This window comes from Brevundimonas sp. C43 (assembly GCF_030732185.1).
Lineage (GTDB): Bacteria > Pseudomonadota > Alphaproteobacteria > Caulobacterales > Caulobacteraceae > Brevundimonas > Brevundimonas diminuta_C.
On the sequence record NZ_CP132231.1, the window covers coordinates 323515 to 343597 of the forward strand.

Genomic DNA, 20083 nt, shown 5'->3' on the forward strand with positions numbered 1-20083 from the left:
CCGCCTTGGATGGTCTTGGGGAGGAAGAGGTCGCGACCTGCACAGCAGCGGCCCGGATCGACAGCAGGGCCGTCTGCAACGGGGTGCGCCCGCCGCCGAACAACCGAACCAGGATCCCAACGCGCCACGCGAAAGCCCCGACTTGATGACCGGATCGGGCTTGATCCGGTTTCGGATCCGGGGCCGAAATGGCGACCCGCGAATCGCATCAACAGAATGATGCTATCGTGGTTAGCGATCCGTTAAAGCCCTCGTTTTTCAAAGATTAGGCGGTGTACAGATGACCATTTACGCCTTGGGCGACAGCAAACCGCAGCTTCCGCCGCAGGGCGAATACTGGGTGGCGCCAAGCGCATCGGTGATAGGGAATGTGATTCTCCATCCCAACGCCAGTGTTTGGTTCGGCGCCGTGCTGCGCGGGGACAACGATCCGATTACCGTGGGGCCTGACAGCAACATTCAGGACGGCAGCGTGCTTCACACTGACATGGGGTCGCCGCTGACGCTGGGGCGCGGCGTGACGGTGGGGCACAAGGCCATGCTGCATGGCTGCGAGGTCGGGGACTACAGCCTGATCGGCATCGGGGCGGTGGTGCTGAACGGGGTCAAGATCGGCCGGAACTGCATCATCGGAGCCAATGCGCTGATCACCGAGGGCAAGATCATTCCGGACAACAGTCTGGTGGTGGGTCAACCGGGCAAGGTGGTGCGGGAACGCGACCCGGCGCACATCGCCGTGCTGCAGATGTCGGCCGAACATTATGTGCAAAACTGGAAGCGGTTCGCGGCGGAGCTTCGGCCTCTATGATCGGCTGAGGACGGTTCGCGCCGCCGCCGCATCGGCGTCGATCTGGGTCTTCAGGGCGTCGAGACTGTCGAAGGTCTCCTCGCCACGCAGCCAGGCGACCAGTTCGGTGTCCAGCGTCTGGCCGTAAAGGTCGCCGTCGAAATCGAACAGCCAGACCTCCATCAGCGGGGTCTCCAGCGCATACATGGGGCGCACGCCCAGGCTGGCGACGCCATCGACCACTCGTCCGTCCGGCAATCGGCTGCGGGTTGCGTAGACGCCGTAGGCGGGGCGCATATAGTCGCCGAGCGCGATATTGGCCGTCGGCACGCCGATGGTGCGGCCGCGCTTGTCGCCGTGAATCACCTCGCCGCGAATGGCGAAGGGGCGGCCCAGGATGGCGGCGGCGCGGGCCATGTCGCCGGCCTTCAGCGCCTCGCGAACGACGCTGGACGACAGCTTCAGCCCATCCGCGTCATCCATCCGTTCGGCGACCGAGACAGTGAAGCCCAGCCGCTCGCCGTAGGCGCGCAAGGCCTCGGGCGAGCCGGAGCGGCCCTTGCCGAAGGTGAAATCGAACCCGACGGCGGCGTGGCGGATGCCCAGACCCTCAGCCAGAACCCGCTCGGCGAAGGCGGCGTCGGTCATGCCCGCCATTTCGGCGTCGAAGGGCAGAAGATACAGGATGTCCACACCCAGCGGCGCCAAGGCCTCGGCCATCTGCTCGGCCGTCATCAGCCGAAAGGGCGCGGCGTCCTTCTGGAACCAGCGACGGGGATGAGGATCAAAGCTGACCACGCCCAGCGGCGCACCCAGCCGTTCGGCCGCGTCGCGCGCGCCGGCGATGACCGCCTGATGGCCGCGATGTACGCCGTCGAAGGCGCCGACGGCGACCGCCGCGCCTTTCAGCGCGTCCGGCAGGTCGCGCCAGTCGCGGACAATCTGCATCAACGCTGGGACGGTTTGCGCCGGCGCGGGACGCGGACGACGGCGACGCCGTCCATGATCATGGTCTCGCCGACAAAGCCTTCGCAGCTGAGCTTGACCCGCGCGCTCTCGGGCTCGACCTCGATCACGGTGATCAGGATGCGCACGACGTCGTCGATCCGCACCGGCTGATGGAAGGCAAGGGTCTGGGAGATGTAGATCGAGCCGGCGCCCGGCAGGATGGTGCCGACCACGGCCGAGCCGAACGAGGCGCTGAGCAGGCCGTGGGCGATCCGGCCGCGATAGGCGGTCTTGGAGGCGAAGGCCTCGTCCAGATGCACCGGGTTGAAGTCGTCGGACGCCTCGGCGAACAGCCGAATGCGGTCCTCCGTCGCGACGACGATTTTCTCGGCCGCCATGCCGACGTGAAGTTCGTCCAAGATGTAACCACCGGACGGATGCTGCTGAACCAATTCGACCATGGATGAGGCTTTAGCGGCGGTGCGACAAAATGGCGAGCCTTACCAGTTCAGTTCGAGCGCGGCGTATCGCGCATAGGTCGTTTCCGCCTTCAGCAGAGCGGCGGCGCGGGCCGGGTCGAGCGCGCCGTCTTCGCCCTTGGCCTGGTCGCCGTGGATGCCCTGGGCGATGAACAGGCAGTCCAGCCCTTGCGCGTTTGCGCCCATCACGTCGGTGACGACGCCGTCGCCGATGCACAGGATGCGCGAGCGATCGACGGGGCGGCCCAGCAGGCTTTCCGCCTCCTTGATCGCCAGGTCGTAGATCGGGGCGAAGGGCTTGCCCGCCATCACGACCCGGCCGCCCTGCGATTCATACAGGTCGGCCAGCGAACCGCCGCAATAGATCAGCTGATCGCCGCGCTGCACGACGCGGTCGGGATTGGCGCAGATCAGTTCGATATCGCGTGCGGCGCCGACGGCGAACCGCTCACGGTAGTCTTCGGGCGTCTCGACTGTATCGTCGACCGGGCCGGTGACGGAGATGAACGCGGCGTCCTCAGGCGACGAGGCGCGCTCGAGGCCAAGGCCGGCGTACAGCGGCGCGTCACGTTCGGGGCCGACGATCCAGGCGGGACCGGGCGCGCGCCTGGCCAGTTCGGCGCGGGTGGCGTCGCCGGAGGTGACGAAGGCCTTCCACGCCTCGCGCGGCACGCCCAGCCCGTCCAGCTGAGCGATCACGTCCGAAGCCGGCCGGGGAGAGTTGGAGATCAGCACGACGTGGCCGCCCTCGCGATTGAACCGAGTCAGCGCCTCGCACGGGCCAGCCCAGCTTTCGCGGCCATTATGGATGACGCCCCAGACGTCGCAGAGCAGGATGTCATAGTCGCCGGCGACGGCGCCGAGGTGGGGCAGGGCGTGGGGGAGGGTCATGGGACTTTGGTAGCCGCTACGACGCAGAGGCGAAAGTCTCCTCCCCACGAAATGGGGAAGGGGGACCGCGAAGCGGTGGAGGGGTTCTTGAAACTGGCTCGGCGCCTGTTGTGGGGGAAGAACCCCTCCGTCGCGGCGCGAAGGGGCGCCGCGCCACCTCCCCGCAAGCGGGGAGGAGACGGGACAGTGGCTCTAGTAGCGCCTGCGCTGCTCGGCGCTGCGCAGGGTGGAGCGCAGGAACTCGGCCGGGGGGTCGGTTTCGGCCAAAACCTGTTCCTTGATGGCGCGGGGTTCGCCGAACAGGTGGCCCTGGCCCATGCCCACGTCCAGTTCGAGGATGTCGACGACCTGGCGTTCGTTCTCGACCTTTTCGGCGATGACCTCGACGCCATAGCGGCGTGTCAGGGCGGCGAAGTCGGCCGCCTGGATGTCGGGCATGGAGCGCAAAGGCGCGCCGCCGTCCAGGTCCAGCAGTTGCTCGATCATCAGGTCGGCCGCGACCTTGATGAACTTGACGTCCGAGCGCTGCAGGTCGGCGAAGTCGAGGTCCAGCGTCTGGACCTTGTCCAGCGAGAAGCGGAAGCCCAGGTCGGCCAACTTGGCCATGTTGCGCGCCTCGATAGCGCCGCGGGCGTCGAAGGTGGCCTGACCCAGTTCGAAGATCAGCGCCTGGTTCAGGTCGCGGTTCTCGCTGAGGAAGTCCAGGAACTGCGGGAAGAAGGTCTCGTCGCCCAGCGAGGTCAGGGCCACGTTGCAGAAGACGCCGACCTTGCGATCCTGACGCGCCAGCCGCCGCACGATCTGGGCGCAGCGGAACAGCAGCAGATTGTCGATCGCCGGCACCAGGCCCTCGCCCTCGGCCAGGGACAGATATTCGGCCGGCATCATGACGCGGTCGGTGGCGTCGCGCAGCCGAGTGAAGCTCTCGTAGAAGATCGTCCGGCGTTGGGGCAGGGAGACGACCGGCTGCAGATACAGATCGACGCGCCCTTCGCTGAGCGCTTCGTGGATGGTGCGCAGCAGGACGTTGGACTGGGCCATGCGACGGCCCTCGAAGGTCTCGACGCCGATATGCGGTGCGGCGGCCAGGCGCTCGTCGATGCTTTCGCTCATCTGCTGGACTAGCGATTCCAGCATACGAACCTCGCCGGTCAGGGCGTCGGTGTCGGACAGGACGCCGGTCTCGATGGCGTGCGCCAGTTCGGTCAGGGCGCCCTGGGTCGATTCCATCGCATCGGCGAGCAGACGGTGGGCCTCGCGGACCTGGCCGATTTCCTTTTTCAGGACGCGGCGCTCGGCGATGCCGGTGACAATGCCGTGGAAGGCGCCCAGCAGACCCAGTGCGCCGAGCGTTCCGGCCACGCCTGCGCCGATCCCCAGGCCCGCGCGCCACAGGAAGGCGCCCACGGTCATGCCGAGGAACAGATAGGCGAAGTAGAGAAAGCCCGTTGTTACGTTGCGCATCGGCTGGCGGTCGGCCACTCCCGGATGGAATCGCCTGAGTATCAGGCTATCAATGTCATTCGGCTAGAGCGGGGCTGCAAATATCCCCGCCAAACCTACGGGAAACGCAATGGAACTGTTCGATCTGACCGGCAAGGTCGCAATCATCACCGGCTCATCGCGGGGAATCGGCAAGGCCATCGCCGAACGGCTGGCCGAACACGGCGCCAAGGTCGTCATCTCGTCGCGCAAGGCCGGGCCGTGCGACGAGGTCGCCGCCGAGATCAACGGCAAGTATGGCGAGGGTCGGGCCATCGCTGTTCCCGCCAACATCGCCTCGAAGGAGGATTTGCAGCGGCTGGTCGATGAGACCAACGCCGCCTTCGGCCAGATCGACATCCTGGTCTGCAACGCCGCAACCAATCCCTACGCCGGGCCGATGGCGGGCATCGCCGACGACCAGTTCGAGAAGATCCTGCAGAATAACGTCATCTCGAACCACTGGCTGATCCAGATGGTCGCGCCCCAGATGGTGGAGCGCAAGGACGGGGCGATCTTGGTGATCTCGTCCATCGGCGGGCTTCGCGGCAACGCGCTGATCGGCGCCTACAATATCTCCAAGGCGGCGGACATGCAGCTGGTGCGCAATCTGGCGGTGGAGTGGGGGCCGTCGAACGTGCGGGTCAACTGCATCGCGCCTGGGCTGGTTCAGACCGATTTCGCCAAATATCTGTGGGAGAATCCTGAGCTGCTGAAACAGGTCACCGAGCCGGCGCCGCTGAAAAGGATCGGCCAGCCCGATGAAATCGCGGGCACGGCGGTCTATCTGTGCAGCCCTGCGTCGGCCTATGTGACCGGCCAGACCCTTGTGGTGGACGGTGGATTGACGATTGCCTGGTGAAGACACGCGCTCAAGCCGCACGGCGGGCGGTAGCGCGACAAGCGTGAAGCAGGATCTGATCTGGCGCCTGGAGGCCTTCGGCTTTCAGGCGCTGTTCGGCTTTCTGCGCCTGTTGGGCGTCGAGCGGGCTTCGGGGTTGGGCGGCTGGCTGCTGCGCACCCTGGGGCCGCTGACCGGCACGCAGAAGACGGTGATGCGAAACCTCCGCATCGCCTTTCCCGACATGGGCGAGGCGGAGCGTCAGGCGCTGGCCTTGGCGCAGTGGGACCAGACAGGCCGGACCTTCGCCGAGCTGGCGGTCATGGATCATCTGACGCCCGAAGGCGGGCGGGTCGAGGTGGTCGGGATGGAGCGGCTGCACGCCCTGCGCGACAGCGGCAAGCCGGCCGTTTTGATCTCGGGCCATCTTGCTAACTTCGAGGTGATGGCGGCGGTGATCATGGCCTCGGGCGTGCCGTGTCAGGTGACCTATCGTGCCGCCAACAATCCGTATGTCGACGCCCTGATCCGCCAGAGCCGGGAGCGGTACGGCATCCGCCTGTTCGCGCCCAAGGGCGACGGGACGCGCGAACTGATGGCGGGGATGAAGCGCGGCGATTCCATCGCTCTGCTGGTCGATCAGAAATACAATCAGGGGCCAGAGGTGGAGTTCTTCGGTCAGCCGGTGAACGCCTCCCCTGGAGCGGCCAGACTGGCGTTGAAGTTCGACACGGTCATGCTGCCGCTGTCGGTGGTCCGCCTGCCGGGCGTGCGATTCCGGGTGACGGCGCACGAGCCGATCGTGGTCAATCAGAGCGAGGACAAGGCGGCCGATACCCTGGCCGGCATCCAGGCCGCCAATCGCTTCGTCGAGGACCGGGTCAGAGAGCACCCCGTGGACTGGTTCTGGGTCCACAAGCGCTGGCCGGACAAGGTCTATGCGGCGTTGGACCGCGAGGCGTCCGATCCTCGACGGTAGGGCCCGGCGTAGTCGGGCGTATCGCGGCGTCGACGGCAGGGGCCGATATAGCCGTCGGCCTTGATGAAGGGGCGCGGCTTCATGATGACGGCGTTCAACCGATCCAGCACGGCCTTGGCGGTGATCGGCTTGACGATGAACTCGGTCACCCCGGCGTCGCGGGCCTCGTAGACGCGGCTTCGTTCGGAATGGCCGGTCATCATGATGATCGGCAGAAACGGATTGGGGCTGTCGGGGCTGGTGCGGACGAGGCGGGTGAACTCGACCCCGTCCAGCGGGAACATGTTGAAATCGACGATGGCCAGATCGATCGCGTGGCGACGCAGCAGATCGAAAGCCGTCGCGCCTTCGGACGCCTCATAGACGTTGCGGATGTCGGCCGAATGCAGCACGGCTGACGCGATGGCGCGCATATTCTGATTGTCGTCCACAAGCAGGACGTTCAGCGATTTCAGAGAAAACATCGGGCCCCGCCAGATCTTGGATTGAGGCTAAGTGGATATGCGTAGTCTCGCAAGAGGAGCCTTTGATCAGGCTAGACTTTCTGGAACACGCGCCCCGATCATGAGTGACGGATCCAGGTTGCGATCGCGCCATTTCATGCGCCAGCACAGGTGGGGGCCGGTGGCGCGGCCGGTCATGCCGACGCGGCCCAGCGCATCGCCGCGCCGGACGCGCTGGCCCAGCGCCACGTCCAGCCGCGACTGGTGCAGATAGCAGCTGATCAGGCCCTGGCCGTGGTCGATCAGGGTCAGGCCGCCCTCGAAATGCATGTCGGGGCGAACGAAGGCGATGCGGCCGTCGGCGGGTGCGCGGATCACGCTGCCCTGGGGGGCGGCCAGGTCGATGCCGTAGTGTGGCCGGGCGGGCGTGCGGTTCAGGACGCGCTGAGCGCCCCAGGCGCTGGAGACCCGGTAGCTCTCCAGCGGCCAGACGAATCCGTCCTTGAAGTCGTCGGCGTCGATGCGGCTGGCGAAGCCCTCCGTCTTCAGCGCGATCTCCTGCTGGATGCGGGCCAGAAGGGCGGGATCGCTGGGCTCGACTGTCGAGGGCGGCAGGCCGTTCACACTGGTCGAGGGGAAGGCGTAGGGAGCGATGTCGAGCGTGCGTCGGGCGGTTCGTTCGCCGGACCGGGCCTCGACCTGGGTGGTTGGACCGGCGTCGCGATCAAAGCCGATCACGAAGAGCCCGGCGGCCGAGGCGGTGGTCAGAGCCTCGCCATCGACGAAGATCAGGGCGCGCGGCGCAGTACTACCGAAGGCGTAGCCGCCCTGACGCCAGGCGCCGTTCAAGGCCAGCGGCAGGGTGCCGCGATCCTCAGCCATCAGCGGCGCGGCGATCAGGCTGGCGCCCGCGCCGGTCAGCAGGGCGCGGCGCGACGGGATCATTGATCGCCTTGCTGGGCCGCGATGAATTCGGCCGGGCCGAAATAGGGCTGCTGACGGCTGGGGCTCCAATAACGGAGGACTTCCAGCGGGATCGGTTTGTCCGTGACGGCGCAGCGCACGAACCGGCCGGGCTTCAGGACGGCGAACTCGCCGTCGCCATAGTGAAGAACGGCCTGATCTGCGGCGATTTTGTCCATGAGCAGACGATAGCGGGCGGCGCGCGGCGCGGAAAGGGGCTCACGGCGCCGCGACCGCATCCGTGATTGGGCCGTCCGCCGCTGCGGGTCGGACGGCGCCGGCGGCGGGCGGCTTCGGCTTGCCGCCCATCCGGTCGGTGAACAGGAAGACGAAGGGGTTCAGCGAGATCGACAGCAGGGCGGCGGCCAGGATCAGATCGTGGGTCTCGCGGCTCATGGCGCCCAGGGACACGCCGAGCGCGGCCAGGATGAAGGAGAACTCGCCGATCTGGGCCAATGACGCGGCGACGGTGAAGCCGGTCGGGCGATCCAGCTTGAAGGTCTTGGTGATGACCAGGGCCGCGACCGATTTGCCGACGATGACGATGCCCAGCACGCCCAGGACCGCCCACGGCTGGCGCACCACGATCATCGGGTCGAACAGCATGCCGACCGAAACGAAGAACAGCACCGCGAAGGCGTCGCGCAGGGGCAGCGACCGCTCGGCCGCATTGTGACCCAAAGGCGAGGCGTTCATCACCAGGCCGGCCAGGAAGGCGCCCAGCGCGAAGGAGTGGAACAGGAAATAGGCCAGCCAGGCGATGCCCAAGGCGATGGCGAGGACGCCCAGGGTGAAGAGCTCGCGCGACTTGGTGTGGGCGATGCGGATCAGCAGCCACGGAATGAGCTTGCCGCCTACAACCAGCATGCCGACGACGAACAGCACGACCTTGAGCAGGGTCAGGCCGACGTCGGTCCCTAGCGCAGCGAAATCCGTCTGGGTTCCGGCCGGAACCAGCACCATCGGCAACATGACCAGAGCGATGACGATGACCAGATCCTCGACGATCAACCAGCCCACGGCGATGCGGCCGATCTCGCCCTTGACCTGTTTGCGCTCCTCCAGCGCCCGCAGCAGGACGACAGTCGAGGCGACGGATAATGCAAAGCCCATCAGCAGAGCCTCGACATCGCCCAGGCCCAGCACGAACCGGCCGAGCCCCCAGCCCAGCACGGTGGCGACGCCGATCTGAACCAGGGCGCCGGGAATGGCGACCTTGCGGACCTGCATCAGATCCTTGGGTGAGAAATGCAGGCCGACGCCGAACATCAACAGGATGACGCCGATCTCAGCCAGTTGCGGGGCCAGTTCGGTGTCGGCGACGAAGCCGCCCGTATAGGGGCCGACGACGACGCCCGCGACGAGATAGCCCACCAGGGGCGACAGTTTCAGCCGATGCGCCAGCATGCCGAACACGAAGGCCAGGACAAAGCCCCCGACCAGGGTGAGAATCAGGCTGTCGGCATGCGGCATCAGGGCTCCTGTCGCGAGCGAAGGTGGAATTTGGGTAGGCTTTGCAGTTGGGGCGCGCGGGGCGGTTTGACAAGATGACGCAGTGTCGCGCGGGACGGAAAACGGCTTTGTCTTCGCGGCTACTTGCCTGCGAAGTCTGGAGGGCTGGGCGAAGCGCCGGGACTTCGCCCGGAGTTCTGTTGTGTTGTTACCATTTCGACGAAGGGTGTGACGCTCCGCGCGGAAGGTTGGCCTGCAAGCTCGGGGTGCCGAGCGGTGGCGGTCTTATCGCCTAACCCCATAAGGCTGCGACGGGCGGGTCGGAGCAGCGATCCCCGATTCCCAGTGCGGCCGAGTATCCCCCTCGACCCTGCGACGCGACTGCGGACGTCGGGGCGATTCCCCGACCGATTAGCCCCGGCGCCGCGATGGGATTTCACCACCGCTCCCGTTCCCTCCGTTCTCGCCGCCGCAAGGCCGCAGGCCAAGCGAGCCCTCCATGCGACGAGACAGGGGCATTATGGGGCCGTTTGACTCCGTGGATGGGAGACGGGGGACATAAATCGGCAAGCGGTTGAAATCGCTGCGGATGGACCAGCAGCATTGCGATGGCGGAGCATCGTCTCCTCCCCATGTCATGAGGAGGTGGCTCGAAGCGCAGCGGAGAGACGGAGTCGCTCTTCGCGCATCCTGGCGCTTCAGCGGCGTCTAGAACCCCTCCACCGCTTCGCGGTCCCCCTCCCCACGCGTGGGGAGGAGACGATGTTGTGCTGTCCTTCTCCCCCGAGGGGAGAAGGGTTCGTCAGGCGTGCGTCTGGTCCCAATACCGAACCGCATCGGCGTCGCGGGCCGAAAGGTCGGGGTAGGCGGGGTCGGAGCCGACGTCGGGGACGCGGCGCCAGGAGCGGGCGCATTTGGGGTAATCGGCGACAGCAACCGTGACCGAGATGGTCTCGCCTTCGACAAGATCGGCACCGGATGTGCGGAAGATTTCGGCCGCGTCGAGGCCTTCGAAGGGGGCGAAGGCTGAGGCCGGGGCGGTGACGGTCGGCCACGCGTCCAGGGCGCCGCCGATCAGCTTCTCGCGGCGGGCGGCTTCAAGCGATTCATTGACCACTTCGAGGACTGTATTGATCGCCGCCCAACGCTCGGCTTCGGCCGGGTTGTTCCATTCGGCCGGGGTGTCGGGCATCACCCGCGCGCAGTTGGAGCCGACGTCGGGGAAGCGCGTGGTCCAGGCTTCTTCCATCGTGAAGGGCGTCAGCGGGGCCAGCCAGGCGGTGAGGCGCATGAAGACCTCGTCCATCACCGTGCGGGCGGCGCGGCGACGCACGGCGTCGGGGCGGTCGCAGTAGAGGGCGTCCTTGCGGATGTCGAAATACAGGGCCGACAGGTCGCCGGCGCAGAACTCCAGCACCGGACGGACGACGTCCTGGAAGCGGTATTCGCCATAGGCCGCACGGACCTGGGCGTCGAGTTCGTGCAGGCGGTGCAGGACGAACCGCTCCAGCGGCGGCATCTGGTCCAGCGGCAGGCGTTCCGCCTCGTCGAAATCGGCCAGGGCGCCCAGCAGATAGCGCACGGTGTTCCGAAGCTTGCGATAGGCGTCGACCGTGGTCTGCAGGATCTGTTTGCCGATCCGCTGGTCGTCCGAATAGTCGACCAGGGCCACCCACAGACGCAGGATGTCGGCGCCGGATTCCTTGATGATCGTCAGGGGGTCGGTCGTATTGCCCTTGGACTTGGACATCTTCTCCCCCTTTTCGTCGAGGGTGAAGCCGTGAGTCAGGACCGCCTTGAACGGGGCGCGGCCGCGCGTGCCGCAGCCCTCGAGCAGCGACGACTGGAACCAGCCGCGGTGCTGGTCCGAGCCTTCCAGGTAGAGGTCGGCGGGCCAGTGGGCGGGACGGTCCCCGGTGTAGCCGTTTTTCGGCAGGCGCGGGTCGAGCGTGAAGGCGTGGGTCGAACCGGAATCGAACCAGACGTCCAGAATGTCCTCGACCTTTTCGTAGCGCGCCGGGTCGTGGGCGCCCAGGAAATCGCTGTCGGGCGCGGTGAACCAGATATCGGCGCCGTGTTCGGCGACGGCCGCGACGATGCGGGCGTCGACCTCGGGGTCATGCAGGGGCTGGCCCGTCTGTTTGTCGATGAACATGGCCAGCGGCGTGCCCCAGGCGCGCTGGCGGCTGACCAGCCAGTCGGGACGGCCCTCGACCATCGAGCGGATGCGATTCTTCCCGGCGACCGGATGGAAGGCAGTGGCGTCGATGGCGTTCAGCGCCGTCTCGCGCAGGGTGTCGCCGCTCTTCAGCGGCTGATCCATGCGGATGAACCATTGGGGGGTGTTGCGAAAGATGATGGGCGCCTTGGAGCGCCAGCTGTGCGGATAGGAATGCTCCAGCCGCCCGCGCGCCAAAAGGTTGCCGGCCTCGATCAGCTTTTCCATCACCGCGCCATTGGCGGGGCCGAATTTGCCGGTCTTCTTGCCCTCGGTCTCCAGCACCTTCAGGCCTGCGAACAGGGGGACGCCGGGGTAGTAGGCGCCGTCGGGATCGACGGTGTCGGGCACCTCGTGATGACCGTGAGCCTTCCAGACCTCGAAGTCGTCGGCGCCGTGGCCGGGCGCGGTGTGGACGAAGCCGGTGCCGGCGTCGTCGGTGACGTGGTCGCCGGCCAGTAGAGGCACGGAGAAGCCATAGCCGCTGTCGAGCGCGGCCAGAGGGTGCGCGGTCTCGAGGCCCGACGGATTGATGTCATAGACGCGGGTCCAGGCGGCGATCTTGGCGGCCTTGAACACGTCCTCGGCCAGCTTGTCGGCCAGGATCAGGCGGTCGCCGGGCTTGGCCCAGGGCGCGAACTCCAGGCCCTCCTCCATGGCCGTGACCTCATACAGGCCATAGGCGATCTCGGGGCCGTAGGAGATGGCGCGGTTGGCCGGGATGGTCCAGGGCGTGGTTGTCCAGATGACGATGGACGGCGTGCTGGAGCGGAAGGCCAGCAGGTCGTCGGGATGGTCGTCCGACATGGCCGTGACCGGGAACTTGACCCAGATCGTCGGACTGACGTGGTCGTGATATTCGATCTCGGCGTCGGCAAGCGCGGTGCGCTCGACCGGCGACCACATGACGGGCTTGGAGCCACGATACAGCTGGCCCGAGTTCTTGAACTTGTGGAACTCGGCGACGATGGCCGCCTCGGACGTGAAGTCCATGGTGGCGTAGCGGTTGGCGAAGTCGCCGACGATGCCCAGTCGGTGGAACTGGTCCTTTTGCAGGTCGATGTATTTACCCGCGTATTCACGGCAGGCGCGGCGGAACTCGTCCTTGGACACCTCGTCCTTGCGGCGGCCCTTGGCGCGGAACTGCTCCTCGATCTTCCACTCGATCGGCAGGCCGTGGCAGTCCCACCCGGGGACGTAGTCGACATCGTAGCCCAGGAGGAACCGGCTGCGGACCACGAAGTCCTTCAGCGTCTTGTTCAGGGCGTGGCCGATGTGGATGTCGCCGTTGGCGTAGGGCGGGCCATCGTGAAGGACATAGAGCGGGGCGTTCTGCTTCTGCCGCTCGGCGCGCAGGGTCCCGTAGAGGTCGCCCCACTGTTCCAGAATGACCGGCTCCTTCTGGGGCAGGCCGCCGCGCATGGGGAAGGGCGTCTCGGGCAGGAAGACGGTGTCGCGATAGTCGCGGGCGGTGGATTCAGAGGTGTTTTCGGGGGCGTCGGCCATGGGTCGTCTCGGCGTCTTGAAAATTAGGTCGCTGTTCTCTTCGCCCTATCGCGCCTCGCGATGCTTGAGGGCTTTCGATCCCGGCGTGCACGGGGCCATGAGGCCCAGGAGCGCTACGCCGGGCGGCTAATCGAAATCAGGCGAATGGAGACGCGGACGGTCATTGTGCGGGCGGTCTAGCAGACGGATGCGGCATTGCGCCATCCCGAAGCGCAGACCTCATCAACGGAAACGAAAGGCTTTTGCGGTTTTGTGACGGGAGGATCGGCCGGAATCTTGTTCGGCCGACACGATATTCGCTTGGGAGTTCCCGCCGATGCGGCTGCGGATCACGAAATGGATGCTGGGCCTGGCGGCCGGTCTCGCCGTCTCGGCGGGCGCCGGAGCCGCGCTGGCGCAATGCACGTCCGGCTGCCAGCCGCCGCCCTGCACCTCGTGCGAGCCGCCGCCTCCGCCCGAGCCGCCGCCCTGCAACGGCGGTGGAAACTGCGGTCCCGGCGGCGGTGGAAGCTGGAACGGCAACATCAACACCAACGTCAATGTGAACGTGAACCTTGGCGCGAGCGCCAATGCGAACGCGGGCGCCGGGGCCAACGCCAACGCAAACGCGGGCGCGCGGTCCTACGTCAATGCGCGCGCCGGCGGGTTCTCGGGCAGCTTCGGCGGAGGCGGCGGCGCGGCCTATGTCAGCGTCGATCAGCCCTATCCGACCACCATCCAGGGCCTGGCCGTCGAGGGCGTGATCGCCCAGACCGTGCGCACCCCCTACAGCGCTTTCCGCAGCATGATGAAGCGGGTCGTCATCCAGGCCGTCTGCATCGACGACCGCCGGGTGCCGCACCCCGCCTCGCAGGTTCGGCCGGACCGCGAGATCGCCGAAGGATTCGAGGGCGAGCTGTATCGCTGCCTGTCGGGCACCTGGCTGCAGGCGACCATCGCCGACTACAATGGCGACATCAGCTTCGATCACGGCACGACCCTGACCTGCCGCAAGCATGAGGCGCTGTGGTATGGGACAGGCGGCAAGCTGGAATGCCGGCCCGAGAAGCCCGAGCGGGATTGCAACGAGCGTTCGCTGCTGCGTCGCTACGGCGCCGGGATCAAGATCCTGACGATGTATCGCGAAGAGGAATACACCGAATACCGTGAGGAGCAGGTCGAGAGCGCGACCGTGCTGACCGGGGTGATCACCCTGGACGGCGGCGTCGGCGGCCGGGTGTTCTGAACCGGACCCAAACACGCCCGTTCAGCCGCCGATCAGGCGGGACATGAGATAAGGCGACCGTCGGCTCTCCGTCGACGATCCTGACGACTGGCCCCGGTTCGCGAGAACCGGGGCCTTTTTCGTGGGCGTTATTGCGCCGCCGGCTGAGCCGTGACGGTGGCGCGCCAGGCGCTGTCGGACTTCAGATACTGGCGCGCCAGGGCCTGAAGGTCGGCGGCGGTGACGGCTTCCAGGGTGGCGATCTGGTTGCGGGTCTGGTCCAGCGTGGCCGGATCGCTCTGGGCTTGCGACAGCTGGGTCAGCCAATAGCCGTTGTCGGCCATGCTGCGACGGATGCGCTCGACCGCCGGGCGGCGGGCGCGGTTCAGTTCGTCCTCGCTGATCGGATTGTCACGCAGGTCGGCGGCGATGGCGTCCACCGTCTCGAACAGCTTGGGCAGGGCGGCCGGCGGAGTTTCCGCGGTCACCGAGATGAAGCCGTAGCCCGGATAGGTGTCCGAGGCGGTCGAGCCGGCGCTGGGCGAATAGGCCAGGCCCTGTTTCTCGCGGATTTCGTCGTTCAGGCGCAGTTGCAGCACGTCCGACAGGATCGACAGCTGACGCGCGGTCTTGCGATCTTCGACCTGATCGGTGGTCGGCCAGGCAACGAAGCCCAGCGCCTGTTCGGCGGGCCCGGTGTGATACAGCTGAACCGGCGTCGCGGTCGGAGCCGGGAACTTGCGCACCGTCGAGCCGGCGGGCGGCGTGGGCGCCTCGCCGCGCGAGGGCAGGGCGCCGAAGGTCGAGCCGACGGCGGCGATGACCGCGTCGACATCGACGTCGCCGACGACTGTGATCTCGACCGGACCCTGGGCCAGGGCCGAGCGAACGCCCGAGCGGATGTCGTCGATCTGAATCGCCGCGATCTGCTCGGCGGTCGGGGTCGTCTCACGCGCGTCGCCGCTGGCCAGCAGGCCCGAGGCATCGCGTTGGAAGACGCCGCGCGGCGTGGCGCCCAGCTGAGCCAGAATCTGCGGGAACATGGCCTTGGTCTGCTCGAACGAGGCGCCGCGCAGACCCGGATCGGTCAGATAGGCGGCCAGGACCTGAAGCTCCAGCTGGAGATCGGCCGGCTTGGTGGCGCCGGCGAAGATATAGGCGTCGCCGGCCTGATTGACGGCGGCGCTGTAGGTGCGGCCGCTGAGGACGCGGTTCATTTCGTCCAAACTGAGCTTGCCCAGACCGCCCGGCGCCAGGACGGTGCTGGCCATCGACAGGGGCGACAGGGTGTCGGCAGGCAAGCCCAGTTCGCCAAGACCGGTGCGGGCGCTGACCAGAATCTGGTCGGCGCGGAAGTCCGTCTTCTTGATGTTCAGCAAGGTGCCGTTCGGGAAGCGAACCAGGGTCGCGCCCAGGTCTGCGACTTCGGAACGGGCGGCGGGAACCGCCGGGGCGCCAAAGTCAGCATAGGGCCATTTCAGTTCGGCCTCGGCGGCGCGGGCTTGCACCGGGGTATTGCGCGAGGCCTCCAGCGCCGCGGTGACGGCGGCTTCGCCGCCCTCGACCGGCACGGGGGAGCTGAACAGAAGCAGCGGGCCCTGGCCCTCGAAGACGGCCTTGGTCGCCTGATTGACCTGATCGACGGTCAGGCCTTCGACGGCCTTGTTGAACAGATCGAGATTGGTCTGGGGCGAGCTGAACACCTGGTCGTCGTTCACCGCGCCCAGAAGGCCGTTGGCCAGCGCCGAGGTCGAACGGGTCGCGGCCGAGGCGACGGCGTTCTGAAGCGCGGTGCGGGTGTTGACGATCTCGCGCTGAAGCTCGGCGTCGCTGACGCCGTATTCGGCCAGGCGACGGCTTTCCTGCTCGACGCTTTCCAGCGCGCGCTGCCAGCCGCCGGGATTGAAGGCGACCGACAGGGTGCCGGCGTCCAGGCTGTCGAACAGCGACTGATAACCGGCGCCGGCGCCGATGAAGGGCGGGTTGTCGGCGCGGGCGATCTCGCCCAGGCGACGGTTTAGCACGGCCAGGCCCAGGCCGCGGCGGACGTCGGCGGCGCGCTTGGCGGCCGTGTCGGGGCTGAGGTCCGGGGCCTTGATCCAGTTGATCTGAATGGAGGACTGGATGCCCGGCTCGACCAGGATGCTGGTCTGCGGTTGGCGCGGGGCGACGGTTCCCAGGTCGGGCTCGGGACCATCGGCGGCGGTCGGCTTCCAGTCGCCGAAGGCCGCGCGGACCTTGGCCTCCATCGCATCCACGTCGAAGTCGCCCACGGCGATGAAGGTGGCGCGCGAGGGGCGATAGTAGGCGTCGTAGAAGTCGACGAAGCGCTGGCGCGGCGCGGTGCGGATGATGTCGAGGTCGCCGATGGGCAGGCGTTCCGACAGACGCTGGCCAGGCGCCAGGAGGCCCAGCTGAGTCTTTAAAACGCGATACTGCGGCGTGTCGCGCGTGCGCTCTTCGCCGACGATAACGCCGCGTTCGGAATCGATCGAGTCCGAGGCCATGAGCGCCGCCGACATCATCTCGCGCAGGATGTGCAGGCTGGGATCGACCGTCTCGTCCTTGGTATTGGGCAGCTCCAGCATATAGGCGGTCTGATCGAAGCTGGTGAAGGCGTTGGTGTCGGCGCCGAAGGCGAGGCCCAGGCGTTCGAGGATGCGAAGCATCTCGTTTTCCGGCACGTCCTTGGTGCCGTTGAAGGCCATGTGCTCCATGAAGTGAGCCAGACCCTTCTGATCGTCGCGCTCCATCAGCGAGCCGGCGTCGATGCGCAGACGGAATGAGGCCTGACCCGGAGGCGTCGCATTGTGCAGCAGGGCGTAGCGCATGCCGTTGGGCAGCAGGCCGTAACGGACGGCCGGATCGGCGGGAATGTCGCTGGCGGCCTGGGCCCAGGGGGCGGACGGCGCGACCTGACCGGCGGCCGCCGCAGCGGGCGGCGCGGTCTGGGCGAGAGCAGGGGCGGCGAACGCCCCGGTGGTCAGGGCCAGTCCCGAGACGGCGACAAGCAGCAGATGACGCGCAGAACGCATAATATCACTCCGAAACCGCAACCCCCGATGGCGCGATGCCGGATGTGTAAAGTGTGCTTGCCTTCGCCACAAGCGGGGCCGGCAAACCTTACCGACTTGTCATGTTCGGATCAGCCGCCGGGGCGGCTGATGTAGAAGCTGGCGCTGTTGCCGACGGCGTTGGCGCCCACCACGGCGGTGCGTCCGGACGTGGCCGTGGCGTTGGTGGTCGCGGTGACATTGCCGCTGTTGGTCTGGTTGTTGTTGACGTTGACGTCGCCGCCGCACTGGGAACAGGCATAGCCCGTCACCGCATTGCCGACCGCGTCGGAGCCGACATAGGCGTCATAGCCGTTGACGCCGACATAGGTCGCGTTGGCCTCGACCCCGCCGGTGTTCAGCTGAGTGTTGTCCAGCTTCAGATAGATGTCGTTGTTGCCGGCGACGGTCTCGTTGGCGACGCTGCGGGCCGCCAGAACCGTCTGGCCCTGGAGATTGGTCTGGACGCGGGCGTCGGCGCGGACGCGGCCGGCGTTGGCCTGGTCCGTCTGGATCAGCATGGAGCCGCCGGCGTTGGCGGTGATCGCCTGATTGGCCCCGGCATTGGCGCCGACCGTCAGGTCCCAGCCGTTGTCGACATAGACATCGGTGCGCGCCTCGGTCGTCGAGGCGGCGTTGGACTGACGAATAGCCAGATCCTGGTGCGAGGCGCCGGTCGTATTGGTCTGGACCGCATTGGCGACGGCCTGGGACGAGAAGGTCGCAGGCGCGGGGATGTATTGAACGTCGGCGACGGTCTCGGCGAAGACGGTGGTCTGGGCCCTCTGGTCGATGACGCCGGTCAGGGACGACGAGGGGCCGCCCAGGGCGACGGTGTTGGCGACGGCGGTGCTGGTGGCGAAACCGCCTTGCAGCACGCGGCCGTTCGGCGCCTGGACATAGGTTCCGGCCTCGACCCGGTCGCCGGTCGCGGACTGGCTGGAGTCCACGGCGAAGGTTGCGCGATCGGTGGTAACGCCGAGATAGTTGCCGCGCGCGGTCGTATCGACGCTGAGTTGGCCGTCGGCCTCTCCGTTCACGATAACGGTGCTGGGGGCCACAGTGGCTCCGGTCATCGACTGGCGCGACACTAGGCTGGCCGACGTCCCCGTAACCCCACCCGAGAGCGCATTGCCCTGGGCGCTAGTGCTGACCGTAAGCTGGTCCACAGACACATTGAGATCGACCTGGCCGGTGACATCGCCAGTCTGCGTCTGGGTGCTGGAGCAGGTTTCGCCGGCTTGCGGATCGCAGGTCGGCGTTTGCTGGGCGCTCGCCTCAGTGGCGAGTGCGGCGAACGTCGCCGTCGCGGCCATCATGCCAACGAGACGGATCGGCGCGGGTCTGGCCATTGTTGGTGTCCTGAGTGGGATAGGCCGGATAATAGCCGCCGGTCGGGCCGACCGTGGAATCGCCGAGCGGGTCGTTGGCGGGGTTCAGGCAGATTTCGGGGCCTGGCGCGCCATAGAGGTTGGCCATGAACTCGACCGTGGCCCGTTCGACCAGGGCGCGGACGGCCAGTTGCGTCGGCTCCATCCCGCCCGTGCCGGCCGAGATGTCGAAGACGTTGCCGTTCAAGAAGTCGAAGACGCCGGCCGAGATTTCGCGCCCGATGATCTGCTTCTGATAGGAGACGACATCGACGACCTCGAGCGTGGTCGTCTGGACCAGGCGCAGGTCCATGGCGATGTTCATCACATAGACGCGGTGGTTGACGATGCCAGAGCCGGGGCGGTTGCTGTCGACCTCGCCGCCGGCGATGTCGAAGCCGCCGGAGCGGATGTTGTAGTTCACCTCGGTGATGCCGCCGACGACATAGAAGTCGGAGCCCGGCACCTGACCGGCCAGGATGCGGCGGTACTGGGTGTCTTCGGGGCCCTTGGCGTCGGGAGCCTGGTCGCCGATCAGCTTGTTGTTGGCGTAGCGCAGCTCAAGCTCGGACACTGAGGTGTCGTAGCGTTCGACAATGCGGGCGCCGGCCTTGGCCAGCGCCGAGTTGGCCATCAGGGAGGCGCCGCCGGTGATCTGGCGGCCGCCATCGGACGACACCGTGCCGGTGTAGTCGCTGATCCGGCCCACGGCCATGCGTGGGGAGGGCAGGTTGTAGCGACGGGCGTAGTCGGCCAGGCAATAAAGCGCGGCGGAATAGGGCGTGGGGTTTGCGGTCACCGGCGCATTGCCGATCGGCGTCGCATATTGCCCCGACGGACCCGCGACCGGGCTGACGCAGCCGGCGAGCAGAAGGGCGACGGCCGAGACGGCGGCGGACCCCTTGATGAGATGACGGCGGCTCATGGCAGGTTGATATTCCCGTTCAGGGCCGTACCGGCGTTGATGGCGCCGGTATTGGTCTGGGTCGAGTTGACGATGACGGTGTTGCGGCTGCCCTGGACCACCACGTTCAGCTGATTGCCGATGGCGGTAGAGCCGCCGATGTTCGTGCCGCCGTTGCTGGACGCGCCTGCGCCGGCATAGGCCGAGGCCGCGCCGCCGGACTGGCTGGAATAGGACGAGGCGCCGGACTGGATGATGCCGTTGACGATCAGCCGATTGCCGTTGGCGTCGCGGGTATAGCCGGTCGCGGCCGTATTGGCGGCCGTTCGTGCGCCGCCATAGCCCTGCTGGAAGCGCGCAGCGCCGCCCGAACCCGTCGACTGCGCGTTCGCCGGCACGCTGGCAGCGGCGGCGAAGGCCATGACGGCGGTGGATACAAACAGCCTCTTGGCGGGCATTCCAGGGTTCCTTGCGCACAAACGAACGCCGGACCACGAGCGTGATCCGCACCCCAACCTGCATTAAGGTTATTAAGAAGCGCTTGATGTGACGCGGGTCACTGA

General features: G+C 67.0%; 17 protein-coding genes. 4 read left to right on the forward strand and 13 right to left on the reverse strand.

Annotated elements, in window-relative coordinates; all coding sequences use genetic code 11:
* Positions 1–280: 280 nt before the first annotated feature.
* Positions 281–808: a gamma carbonic anhydrase family protein gene (locus Q9R14_RS01690; RefSeq protein WP_017506735.1), complete on the forward strand. Its 528-nt coding sequence runs from the start codon at positions 281–283 to the stop codon at positions 806–808.
* Here the strand turns inward: Q9R14_RS01690 and Q9R14_RS01695 are convergent.
* The 4 genes from Q9R14_RS01695 to Q9R14_RS01710 form a co-directional block, all read right to left on the reverse strand.
* Positions 803–1735: a bifunctional riboflavin kinase/FAD synthetase gene (locus tag Q9R14_RS01695; protein WP_306003252.1), complete on the reverse strand. Its 933-nt coding sequence runs from the start codon at positions 1733–1735 to the stop codon at positions 803–805. The genes Q9R14_RS01690 and Q9R14_RS01695 overlap by 6 nt on opposite strands.
* On the reverse strand, positions 1735–2196 hold the full coding sequence (locus tag Q9R14_RS01700) for a MaoC family dehydratase (protein WP_017506733.1): 462 nt from the start codon (positions 2194–2196) through the stop codon (positions 1735–1737). Before Q9R14_RS01700 ends, Q9R14_RS01695 begins: the two co-directional genes overlap by 1 nt.
* 39 nt (positions 2197–2235) lie before the next feature.
* The gene (locus tag Q9R14_RS01705) at positions 2236–3105 is read right to left on the reverse strand and encodes a TIGR01459 family HAD-type hydrolase (RefSeq protein ID WP_306003253.1); all 870 of its coding nucleotides are present in this window, start codon (positions 3103–3105) and stop codon (positions 2236–2238) included.
* A gap of 192 nt (positions 3106–3297) precedes the next feature.
* Positions 3298–4569 (reverse strand): EAL domain-containing protein, encoded by a 1272-nt coding sequence (locus tag Q9R14_RS01710; protein ID WP_026108661.1) that lies wholly within the window; start codon positions 4567–4569, stop codon positions 3298–3300.
* A 109-nt stretch (positions 4570–4678) separates the two neighbouring features.
* Between Q9R14_RS01710 and Q9R14_RS01715 the strand changes: the two genes are divergently transcribed.
* On the forward strand, positions 4679–5449 hold the full coding sequence (locus tag Q9R14_RS01715) for an SDR family NAD(P)-dependent oxidoreductase (protein ID WP_055805552.1): 771 nt from the start codon (positions 4679–4681) through the stop codon (positions 5447–5449).
* A 43-nt stretch (positions 5450–5492) separates the two neighbouring features.
* Positions 5493–6407 carry a lipid A biosynthesis acyltransferase gene (locus Q9R14_RS01720; RefSeq protein ID WP_306003254.1) on the forward strand — a complete coding sequence of 305 codons (915 nt, stop codon included), beginning with the start codon at positions 5493–5495 and terminating at the stop codon, positions 6405–6407.
* Here the strand turns inward: Q9R14_RS01720 and Q9R14_RS01725 are convergent.
* From Q9R14_RS01725 to ileS, 5 genes are all read right to left on the reverse strand, one after another.
* Positions 6365–6871 (reverse strand): response regulator, encoded by a 507-nt coding sequence (locus Q9R14_RS01725; RefSeq protein WP_066624523.1) that lies wholly within the window; start codon positions 6869–6871, stop codon positions 6365–6367. The genes Q9R14_RS01720 and Q9R14_RS01725 overlap by 43 nt on opposite strands.
* Before the next feature lie 66 nt (positions 6872–6937).
* Positions 6938–7795 carry a M23 family metallopeptidase gene (locus tag Q9R14_RS01730; protein WP_306003255.1) on the reverse strand — a complete coding sequence of 286 codons (858 nt, stop codon included), beginning with the start codon at positions 7793–7795 and terminating at the stop codon, positions 6938–6940.
* The gene (locus Q9R14_RS01735; RefSeq protein WP_039247108.1) at positions 7792–7992 is read right to left on the reverse strand and encodes a DUF2093 domain-containing protein; all 201 of its coding nucleotides are present in this window, start codon (positions 7990–7992) and stop codon (positions 7792–7794) included. The genes Q9R14_RS01730 and Q9R14_RS01735 overlap by 4 nt, the downstream gene beginning before the upstream one ends.
* Before the next feature lie 40 nt (positions 7993–8032).
* Positions 8033–9286, reverse strand: coding sequence for a cation:proton antiporter (locus Q9R14_RS01740; protein ID WP_306003256.1), 1254 nt, complete (start codon positions 9284–9286; stop codon positions 8033–8035).
* Positions 9287–10067: 781 nt separating this feature from the next.
* Positions 10068–12989 carry an isoleucine--tRNA ligase gene (ileS, locus tag Q9R14_RS01745; protein ID WP_306003257.1) on the reverse strand — a complete coding sequence of 974 codons (2922 nt, stop codon included), beginning with the start codon at positions 12987–12989 and terminating at the stop codon, positions 10068–10070.
* Positions 12990–13305: 316 nt separating this feature from the next.
* Between ileS and Q9R14_RS01750 the strand changes: the two genes are divergently transcribed.
* Entirely contained in the window at positions 13306–14214 is a 909-nt protein-coding gene (locus tag Q9R14_RS01750; RefSeq protein WP_306003258.1) for a hypothetical protein, read from the forward strand.
* A gap of 128 nt (positions 14215–14342) precedes the next feature.
* Here Q9R14_RS01750 and Q9R14_RS01755 read toward each other — a convergent pair whose 3' ends face one another.
* The 4 genes from Q9R14_RS01755 to hfaA form a co-directional block, all read right to left on the reverse strand.
* Positions 14343–17228 (reverse strand): insulinase family protein, encoded by a 2886-nt coding sequence (locus Q9R14_RS01755; protein WP_306003259.1) that lies wholly within the window; start codon positions 17226–17228, stop codon positions 14343–14345.
* A gap of 110 nt (positions 17229–17338) precedes the next feature.
* Positions 17339–18598, reverse strand: a complete 1260-nt coding sequence (gene hfaD, locus Q9R14_RS01760; protein ID WP_306003260.1) for a holdfast anchor protein HfaD — start codon at positions 18596–18598, stop codon at positions 17339–17341.
* Positions 18525–19541 carry a holdfast anchoring protein HfaB gene (gene hfaB, locus Q9R14_RS01765; RefSeq protein WP_039247049.1) on the reverse strand — a complete coding sequence of 339 codons (1017 nt, stop codon included), beginning with the start codon at positions 19539–19541 and terminating at the stop codon, positions 18525–18527. The genes hfaD and hfaB overlap by 74 nt, the downstream gene beginning before the upstream one ends.
* Positions 19538–19978 (reverse strand): holdfast anchoring protein HfaA, encoded by a 441-nt coding sequence (hfaA, locus tag Q9R14_RS01770; protein ID WP_306003261.1) that lies wholly within the window; start codon positions 19976–19978, stop codon positions 19538–19540. The genes hfaB and hfaA overlap by 4 nt, the downstream gene beginning before the upstream one ends.
* Between the last annotated feature and the right edge of the window lie 105 nt (positions 19979–20083).

Excerpts from the sequence above, each read along its gene's own strand:
- Q9R14_RS01690 (WP_017506735.1), top strand. The coding sequence starts at position 281 with ATGACCATTTACGCCTTGGGCGACAGCAAACCGCAGCTTCCGCCGCAG.
- Q9R14_RS01695 (WP_306003252.1), bottom strand. The coding sequence starts at position 1,735 with ATGCAGATTGTCCGCGACTGGCGCGACCTGCCGGACGCGCTGAAAGGC.
- Q9R14_RS01700 (WP_017506733.1), bottom strand. The coding sequence starts at position 2,196 with ATGGTCGAATTGGTTCAGCAGCATCCGTCCGGTGGTTACATCTTGGAC.
- Q9R14_RS01705 (WP_306003253.1), bottom strand. The coding sequence starts at position 3,105 with ATGACCCTCCCCCACGCCCTGCCCCACCTCGGCGCCGTCGCCGGCGAC.
- Q9R14_RS01710 (WP_026108661.1), bottom strand. The coding sequence starts at position 4,569 with ATGCGCAACGTAACAACGGGCTTTCTCTACTTCGCCTATCTGTTCCTC.
- Q9R14_RS01715 (WP_055805552.1), top strand. The coding sequence starts at position 4,679 with ATGGAACTGTTCGATCTGACCGGCAAGGTCGCAATCATCACCGGCTCA.
- Q9R14_RS01725 (WP_066624523.1), bottom strand. The coding sequence starts at position 6,871 with ATGTTTTCTCTGAAATCGCTGAACGTCCTGCTTGTGGACGACAATCAG.
- Q9R14_RS01730 (WP_306003255.1), bottom strand. The coding sequence starts at position 7,795 with ATGATCCCGTCGCGCCGCGCCCTGCTGACCGGCGCGGGCGCCAGCCTG.
- Q9R14_RS01735 (WP_039247108.1), bottom strand. The coding sequence starts at position 7,992 with ATGGACAAAATCGCCGCAGATCAGGCCGTTCTTCACTATGGCGACGGC.
- Q9R14_RS01740 (WP_306003256.1), bottom strand. The coding sequence starts at position 9,286 with ATGCCGCATGCCGACAGCCTGATTCTCACCCTGGTCGGGGGCTTTGTC.
- ileS (WP_306003257.1), bottom strand. The coding sequence starts at position 12,989 with ATGGCCGACGCCCCCGAAAACACCTCTGAATCCACCGCCCGCGACTAT.
- Q9R14_RS01750 (WP_306003258.1), top strand. The coding sequence starts at position 13,306 with ATGCGGCTGCGGATCACGAAATGGATGCTGGGCCTGGCGGCCGGTCTC.
- Q9R14_RS01755 (WP_306003259.1), bottom strand. The coding sequence starts at position 17,228 with ATGCGTTCTGCGCGTCATCTGCTGCTTGTCGCCGTCTCGGGACTGGCC.
- hfaD (WP_306003260.1), bottom strand. The coding sequence starts at position 18,598 with ATGGCCAGACCCGCGCCGATCCGTCTCGTTGGCATGATGGCCGCGACG.
- hfaB (WP_039247049.1), bottom strand. The coding sequence starts at position 19,541 with ATGAGCCGCCGTCATCTCATCAAGGGGTCCGCCGCCGTCTCGGCCGTC.
- hfaA (WP_306003261.1), bottom strand. The coding sequence starts at position 19,978 with ATGCCCGCCAAGAGGCTGTTTGTATCCACCGCCGTCATGGCCTTCGCC.